The sequence below is a fragment of the Pseudomonas sp. NFACC14 genome, assembly GCF_900106885.1.
Taxonomy (GTDB): domain Bacteria; phylum Pseudomonadota; class Gammaproteobacteria; order Pseudomonadales; family Pseudomonadaceae; genus Aquipseudomonas; species Aquipseudomonas fluorescens_AA.
The window spans coordinates 1-7,696 of sequence record NZ_FNOA01000046.1; the positions used below are offsets into that span (position 1 = coordinate 1).

At 64.0% G+C, this 7,696-nt stretch carries 8 protein-coding genes; 5 read left to right on the forward strand and 3 right to left on the reverse strand.

Annotated elements, in window-relative coordinates; translation table 11 throughout:
* Positions 1-94 precede the first annotated feature (94 nt).
* The 3 genes from BLU85_RS29905 to BLU85_RS29915 form a co-directional block, all read right to left on the reverse strand.
* Complete coding sequence (locus BLU85_RS29905) at positions 95-652, reverse strand: L-threonylcarbamoyladenylate synthase type 1 TsaC (RefSeq protein ID WP_092205588.1); 558 nt, start codon at positions 650-652, stop codon at positions 95-97.
* A gap of 61 nt (positions 653-713) precedes the next feature.
* Positions 714-1,808 carry a DNA-processing protein DprA gene (dprA, locus tag BLU85_RS29910; RefSeq protein ID WP_060739851.1) on the reverse strand — a complete coding sequence of 365 codons (1,095 nt, stop codon included), beginning with the start codon at positions 1,806-1,808 and terminating at the stop codon, positions 714-716.
* Positions 1,809-1,888: 80 nt separating this feature from the next.
* Entirely contained in the window at positions 1,889-2,914 is a 1,026-nt protein-coding gene (locus BLU85_RS29915) for a LysM peptidoglycan-binding domain-containing protein (protein WP_092205587.1), read from the reverse strand.
* Positions 2,915-3,084: 170 nt separating this feature from the next.
* Between BLU85_RS29915 and def the strand changes: the two genes are divergently transcribed.
* The 5 genes from def to BLU85_RS29940 form a co-directional block, all read left to right on the forward strand.
* The gene (gene def / locus BLU85_RS29920; RefSeq protein WP_003196300.1) at positions 3,085-3,591 is read left to right on the forward strand and encodes a peptide deformylase; all 507 of its coding nucleotides are present in this window, start codon (positions 3,085-3,087) and stop codon (positions 3,589-3,591) included.
* A 71-nt stretch (positions 3,592-3,662) separates the two neighbouring features.
* On the forward strand, positions 3,663-4,622 hold the full coding sequence (fmt, locus tag BLU85_RS29925) for a methionyl-tRNA formyltransferase (RefSeq protein ID WP_092205586.1): 960 nt from the start codon (positions 3,663-3,665) through the stop codon (positions 4,620-4,622).
* On the forward strand, positions 4,619-5,929 hold the full coding sequence (gene rsmB, locus BLU85_RS29930) for a 16S rRNA (cytosine(967)-C(5))-methyltransferase RsmB (protein WP_092205585.1): 1,311 nt from the start codon (positions 4,619-4,621) through the stop codon (positions 5,927-5,929). Before fmt ends, rsmB begins: the two co-directional genes overlap by 4 nt.
* 24 nt (positions 5,930-5,953) lie before the next feature.
* Positions 5,954-7,327 (forward strand): Trk system potassium transporter TrkA, encoded by a 1,374-nt coding sequence (trkA, locus tag BLU85_RS29935; protein ID WP_060739847.1) that lies wholly within the window; start codon positions 5,954-5,956, stop codon positions 7,325-7,327.
* 117 nt (positions 7,328-7,444) lie between these two features.
* On the forward strand, positions 7,445-7,696 hold a 252-nt coding region (locus tag BLU85_RS29940; protein WP_139212825.1), incomplete at its 3' end, for a transposase.

Consider the following 7,696-nt stretch of genomic DNA (forward strand, 5'->3'; position numbering starts at 1 on the left):
GTCAGTCAATATCAATGCTCGCTGACCTGACCCCATCGCGAGCAAGCTCGCTCCCACAGTGGTTTTGTGCAAGGTGCAGAGTTTGTATACGGGCTCAGTCCGGTCGCACCACTTTGCCGCTGGCCAGGTCGCGAATCACGCTGGGGTTCTTGCGCCCGCCCAGGTTGCCGCCGAGCACCAGGTCGATCTGCCCGCGGAAATACTGCTCGACGCGAATCCGCGTGCGCGCCGCCGGGCGCCCTTGGGGGTTGGCCGAGGTGGACACCAGCGGCCCGACCAACGAGCACAAGTCGCGCACGGTGGGATGGTCGCTGACCCGTAGCGCGACGGTGTCGTGTACGCCGGTGATCCATTCCGGCAGCAGGTTCTGGTGCGGCACCAGCCAGGTATTGGGCCCCGGCCAGGTGCTGGCCATGCGGTCCATCCAGGTTTCGGGGAAGTCTTCGAACAGGAAGTCGAACTGGTGGATGTTGTCAGCCACCAGGATCAGGCCTTTGTCGGGCAGCCGCGACTTGATCGCCAGCAGGCGCTCCACCGCCTCCTCGTTCCACGGGTCACAACCCAGGCCCCAGACCGCTTCGGTTGGATAGGCAATCACCGCCCCGGCGCGAATTTCTCGCGCGGCTTGTTGCACACGCCAACTGTTGACCATGAAAGATTCTCCCGCAACGCAAATAAGGCTGTGGGCAGTTTACCGATCTTCCCCATAAAACCTAGCGCGCAAACCAGCGCCCGTTGTCACAGGTGGCGCGTCCTTCCATTTCCAGCTCGGTCAACGCCGCCAACACTTTGGGCAAGCCCCAGCCGCTGGCGTCGGCCAACGCCTCGCTGCTCAACGGCGCGGCGTGCAGCAGGCGCAGCAGCGGATGGGTCACCGGCTCAGGCGTTGCGGCCAGCGGCAACTGCTGCCAACCGCGCAACGCTTCGAGGATGTGCTCGACGGTTTCCACCAGCGCCGCACCGTCGCGGATCAGCTGATGGCAGCCCCGGGCGCCGGGGTGATGGATCGATCCAGGAATGGCATACACCTCGCGGCCCTGTTCCGCCGCCAGCCGGGCGGTGATCAGCGAGCCGCTGGCGACACTGGCTTCCACCACCAGCACCCCCAGGGACAAGCCGCTGATGATCCGGTTGCGACGCGGAAAGTTGCTGGCGTGGGGCGGCGCGTCCAACGGGAACTCCGACAGCACTGCGCTGCCTTGGGCAATCATGGCGTCCGCCAGCCGACGATTGCGCTGTGGATAAAAATTTTCCAGGCCGGTGCCCAGCACGCCGACGGTGCGCCCGCCAACGTCCAGCGCCGCCTGATGGGCCGCCGCATCGATGCCCAGGGCCAGGCCGCTGGTGATGACAAAACCGGCCCCGGCCAGGCTGCGGGAAAACGCCGCCGCGGTGTCCATGCCCGGCCGCGATGCCCGGCGACTGCCGACCATCGCCAGCTGGGGTTTTTCCAGAATGGTGGCGTCGCCAGCGACGAACAGCAGCGGCGGCGCGTCGCTGATCTGTGCCAGCAGCGCCGGGTAGTCGGGTTGGTCCCACATCAGTAAATGCTGGCCCGCACGCTCTAGCCAGGCCAATGCATGGGCGGCGCCGTCACGCACATCCGGGTTGCGTCGCGCCTCGGCGCAGGCGATGGGCAAGCCCAGCGCTCGCCAGGCGCTGGCTGGTGCACTGATGGCTTTGGAGGCCGAGCCGAAGGCCTCCATCAGGGTCATGAAACGCTTGGGACCGAGTTCCGGCAAGCGGTGAAGGCGTAGCCGAGCCTCCAGTTCCGCAGGGGAAACCGGAGCAGATTCAGGTAATGACATGCGATCATCCTTGACCGTTATAAATCCCGTACAAACGGGAACAAGCTGTGGATAACTCTGTTGGTAACTTGTGAGACCCGTTATGGATTACGGACCTTGTCGAGCACCGACAGCGAGCGCGAGGCGTACAGCACCAAGCCGTAGCTGAGCTTGTCGTAAGTGCGGAACACCATCAGCAGGCCGGCCCGCTCATCGGGGATTTTCACCGGCTCGCCAGTGATGCGGTCGCGCACGGTTTCACCGGTCTTCATCACCGCCAGCACGTTGCCTTCGATCAGCCCATCGCGGCGGCCCTTGTTCAGGGTGACCACGTCCAGTGCGCCGATCTGGGTCACGCCGCGAGGCACGTCCAGGATCAACCCGTTGATGTCCGATTTTGGCGCGCTGGGCATGAAGGTCGAGTTGATCGAGCGCTCTTCGCCGCTGAACAGGCGATCACCCAGGCGCACTTCCTGGGTGGTGCGTTGCAGGGCCAGGGTGGTGACATCACCCTCGGTGGCGACCACTTCGCCGCCGCCGATGTCGTCGGCGTTGATGCCTAGAAATTCCTTGGTCTCGGGGTCGGTGTAGACTTTGCCCTGGCGGAAGATGCCGTAGGCCGACTGGTTCGAGTCGAATCTGCCACGGGCAAAGACCCGATCCCCCATGCCGCTGAGCACCCGCTCGGCATTGCCGGCGACGACGTAGGGCGCCTTGTCGAAATCCTCAGGTGTGTCGACGATGCGGTTGCTCAGCAGGAAGCTGTTGATGGCTTGCAGCGGAATGCTCGGGATGGCGTCGGCCACCGGCGAACTGCGAATGCGTGGCGACAGCTTGATGGTGCCGCGGGAGGCGCCGCGATCGAGGATCAGGCGTGGCTGGCCGTTGACGTAGACCAGCGACAGGGTATCGCCCGGATAGATCAGGTTGGGGTTTTCGATCTGCGGGTTGGCCTGCCAGAGTTCGGGCCATTTCCACGGCTCGCGCAGGTATTTGCCGGAAATGTCCCACAGTGTGTCCCCCGTGACCACTGTGTATTGCTGGGGAAAACCTTCCCGAAGTTGCACTTGCCCATGCGCGATACCGGCCGAAGCCAGGAGCAGCAGGGCGAGTAGTGATTTCCTCATGCGGTGAATCCCTTTATTATGTGCGTTCGCGTAAAACGCCTGAGCCCCCGTGGCTCACTGCCCTGCGGAGCTGTTTTCCCCAAGGGCAACGTTTTACAACGGTAGCCTGCATCCCAAGACACGCCAGGCCAGCCACCCGACTTTACCTCACACGTGCATTTATCAAGCTTATGGCCATTTTGAACATTCTCGAATTTCCGGACCCGCGCCTGCGCACTATCGCCAAACCGGTGGCCGTAGTGGACGACGAAGTGCGTCAGTTGGTCGATGACATGTTTGAAACAATGTATGAGGCGCCAGGCATCGGCCTCGCCGCGACCCAGGTCAACGTGCACAAGCGTATCGTCGTGATGGACCTTTCCGAAGACCGCAGCGAGCCGCGGGTGTTCATCAACCCCGAGTTCGAAACCCTGACCGACGAGATGGACCAGTACCAGGAAGGCTGCCTGTCGGTGCCAGGCTTCTATGAAAACGTCGACCGGCCGCAGAAGGTCAAGATCAAGGCCCTGGACCGTGACGGCCAGCCGTATGAACTGATCGCCGAAGGCTTGCTGGCGGTGTGCATCCAGCACGAGTGCGACCACCTCAACGGCAAGCTGTTCGTGGATTACCTGTCTACCCTCAAGCGTGACCGGATCAAGAAAAAACTGGAAAAACTTCATCGCCAGAATGCTTGATGCCCCCCTTCAAAGGCTTGCCGCGGCAAGCCTTTTTCTTTTTGCGACTGCTTTGTAATTGAGAGCTTCCCATGACTGAGCCCCTGCGCATCGTCTTTGCCGGCACTCCCGAATTTGCCGCCGAACACCTCAAGGCCCTGCTGGCCAGCCCCCACGACATCGTCGCGGTCTACACCCAGCCGGACCGGCCGGCCGGTCGCGGGCAAAAACTGATGCCCAGCCCGGTCAAGCAGCTTGCCCTGGAACACGGCATCCAGGTGTTGCAGCCGCCGACCCTGCGCGACGCGCAGGCCCAGGCCGAACTGGCGGCGCTGCAGCCGGACTTGATGGTGGTGGTCGCCTACGGCCTGATCCTGCCCCAAGTGGTGCTGGATATCCCGCGCCTGGGCTGCATCAACAGCCATGCCTCGCTGCTGCCGCGCTGGCGCGGTGCGGCGCCGATCCAGCGCGCCGTGGAAGCCGGCGATGCCGAGAGCGGCGTGACGGTGATGCGCATGGAAGCCGGCCTGGACACCGGGCCGATGCTGCTCAAGGTCAGCACCCCCATCAGTGCCGACGACACCGGCGGTAGCCTGCACGACCGCCTCGCACTCATCGGCCCGCCGGCCGTGGTCGAGGCCATTGCCGGCCTGGCTGCCGGCACGCTGGAAGGCGAAGTGCAGGATGACAGCCTCGCCACTTACGCACACAAATTGAACAAGGACGAAGCCCGCATCGACTGGAGCCGTCCGGCCGTCGAGCTGGAGCGCCTGGTGCGGGCCTTCAACCCTTGGCCGATCTGCCACAGCACCTTGAACGGCGAAGCCCTGAAAGTGCTGGCGGCCAATTACGCCGAAGGGAAGGGCGCACCGGGTGAAATCCTCAGCGCCAGCAAGGACGGCCTCGTCGTTGCCTGCGGTGAACAGGCGTTGTGCCTGACGCGCCTGCAACTACCCGGTGGCAAGGCGCTGAACTTCAGCGACCTGTTCAACAGCCGCCGTGAGAAATTTGCCGTCGGCACCGTCCTCGGCCAAGCGACGGACGCCTCATGAACCCGCGTCTGGCCGCCGCCAAGGCCCTTGCCGCGGTACTCAGCGGGAAAGCCTCGCTGAACAGTTCCCTGCCGACCCAACTGGACAAGGTCGATGACCGTGATCGCGGTTTCACCCAGGACTTGGCCTTCGGCACCGCCCGCTGGCAGCCACGGTTGTCGGCCCTGGCGGCCAAGCTGTTGCAGAAGCCGTTCAAGGCCGCCGATGCCGACGTCGAAGCGCTGCTGCTGGTGGGGCTCTATCAACTGCTCTACACCCGCGTCCCGGCCCACGCCGCCATCGGCGAGACCGTAGGCTGCGCCGACAAGCTGAAAAAGCCCTGGGCCAAGGCCCTGCTCAATGCCGTGTTGCGCCGCGCCCAACGGGAAAGCGAAACCCTGCTGGCCGAGCTGGAACACGACCCGGTGGTACGCACCGCCCACCCGCGCTGGTTGCAGAAATCCCTGAAAGCCTTCTGGCCCGAGCAATGGGAAGCGATCTGCGCGGCCAACAACGCCCACCCGCCGATGATCCTGCGAGTCAACCGTCGCCACCATACCCGCGATGTCTACCTGGCGTTGCTGGGCGAGGCGGGCATCCCGGCCATCCCGTGCCAGTACAGCCGCGACGGTATCGTGCTGGAAACCCCGGGCGACGTACGGGCGTTGCCGGGCTTTGCCGAGGGCTGGATCAGCGTCCAGGACGAAGCCGCGCAACTGGCCGCCGATCTGCTGGAGCTGGCGCCCGGGCAACGGGTGCTGGACGCCTGCTGCGCGCCCGGCGGCAAAACCTGTCACATTCTCGAGGCCGAGCCGAAGCTGGCCGGCGTGGTGGCGGTGGACCTGGAAGCCAAGCGCTTGGTGCGGGTGAAGGAAAACCTCGAACGCCTGGGCCTGGACGCCCAACTGATCGCCGCCGACGGCCGCGACACCGCGACCTGGTGGGACGGCAAACCGTTCCAGCGCATCCTGCTGGACGCGCCGTGCTCGGCCACCGGCGTGATCCGTCGGCATCCGGACATCAAGCTCACCCGCCAGCCGGACGACATCGCCGCACTGGCCACGTTGCAGAGCGAACTGCTCGATGCCCTGTGGCAGACCCTGGAAGTGGGCGGCATGTTGCTCTACGCCACCTGTTCGACTTTGCCTACCGAGAACACCGACGTGATCGAGGCCTTCCTCGCCCGCACCCCGGGTGCCCGGGAACTGGACATCGCCAGCCAGGCCGGGCTGAAGCAGCCCCATGGCCGCCAGTTGCTGGCCCAAGAGGGCGGGCACGACGGCTTCTACTACGCCAAGCTGATCAAGATCGCCGCCGCACGCGGTTAAGACCGATTCGATAGGAGTGACTGGATGAAAATCATCATCCTCGGCGCAGGGCAGGTCGGCGGTTCGCTGGCGGAACATCTGGCCAGCGAGGCCAACGACATCACCGTGGTCGACACCGACGGCGAACGCCTGCGCGACCTCGGCGACCGCCTCGACATCCGCACCGTTCAGGGCCGAGGTTCCTTGCCCACGGTACTGCGCCAGGCCGGCGCCGACGATGCCGACATGCTGGTGGCCGTGACCAACAGCGACGAAACCAACATGGTCGCTTGCCAGGTCGCCCACACCCTGTTCCACACCCCGACCAAAATCGCCCGGGTGCGCGAAGCCGCCTACCTGACCCGTGCCGACCTGTTCGACAACGAAGCGATCCCGGTGGACGTGCTGATCAGCCCCGAACAGGTGGTGACCAACTACATCAAGCGCCTGATCGAGCACCCCGGCGCCCTGCAGGTGATCGACTTCGCCGAAGGCAAGGCCCAACTGGTGGCGGTCAAGGCCTACTACGGCGGGCCGCTGGTGGGCCAGCAACTGCGCCAGTTGCGCGAACACATGCCGAACGTGGAGACCCGGGTCGCGGCGATTTTCCGCCGGGACCGGCCGATCCTGCCCCAGGGCGATACGGTGATCGAAGCCGACGACGAAGTGTTTTTCATCGCCGCCAAGGCGAATATTCGCGCGGTGATGAGCGAAATGCGCCGCCTCGACGAGAACTACAAACGCATCGTCATCGCTGGCGGCGGACAGATCGGCGAGCGCCTGGCCGAAGCCATCGAAAGCCGCTACCAGGTCAAGATCATCGAGATGAACCCGGCCCGCTGCCGCTACCTCTCGGACACCCTCGACAGCACCGTGGTGCTGCAAGGCAGCGCCTCGGACCGCGACCTGCTGCTGGAAGAAAACATCGCCGACGCCGACATCTTCCTGGCCCTGACCAACGACGACGAAGCCAACATCATGTCGTCGCTACTGGCCAAGCGCCTGGGGGCGAGGAAAGTGATGACCATCATCAACAACCCGGCCTACGTCGACCTGATCCAGGGCGGCGACATCGACATCGCCATCAGTCCGCAACTGGCAACCATCGGCACCTTGCTCGCCCACGTACGCCGCGGCGACATCGTCAGCGTCCACTCCCTGCGCCGCGGCGCGGCCGAAGCCATCGAGGCCATTGCCCACGGCGATGCCAAGTCCAGCAAAGTGATCGGCAAAGCCATCCGCGACATCGGCCTGCCCCCCGGCACCACCATCGGCGCGATCATCCGCGACGAAGAAGTCCTGATCGCCCACGACGACACCACGATCAAGACCGGCGACCACGTCATCCTGTTCCTGGTGGACAAGAAGCACATTCGCGATGTCGAGAAGCTGTTCCATGTGGGGTTGAGTTTCTTCTGATCTGGGATGTGCAGTGACAGAAAGGGCCTCATCGCGAGCAAGCTTGAACTGGCCTAATGATTTTGGACACTTCAATCGGGCGCTATGATGGCGCCCAAATCTGAGGTGTTTTTGGTTATGCGTAAATCTTACTCCAGTGAGTTCAAACTCAAAGCGGCCAGCATGGTGCTGGACGAGGGACAGTCGGTTCCCGAAGTCTGCGCCAGCCTGGATATTGGGCCCACGGCGCTTCGCCGCTGGGTCGATCAGGTTCGCAAGGAACGCTTGGGTTCGACCCCGGTGGGTGCCAAGGCGATTACCGCTGATCAGCGTGAAATTCAGCAGCTCAAAGCGTTGCTCAGGCAAAAAGACCTGGACATTGAAATCCTA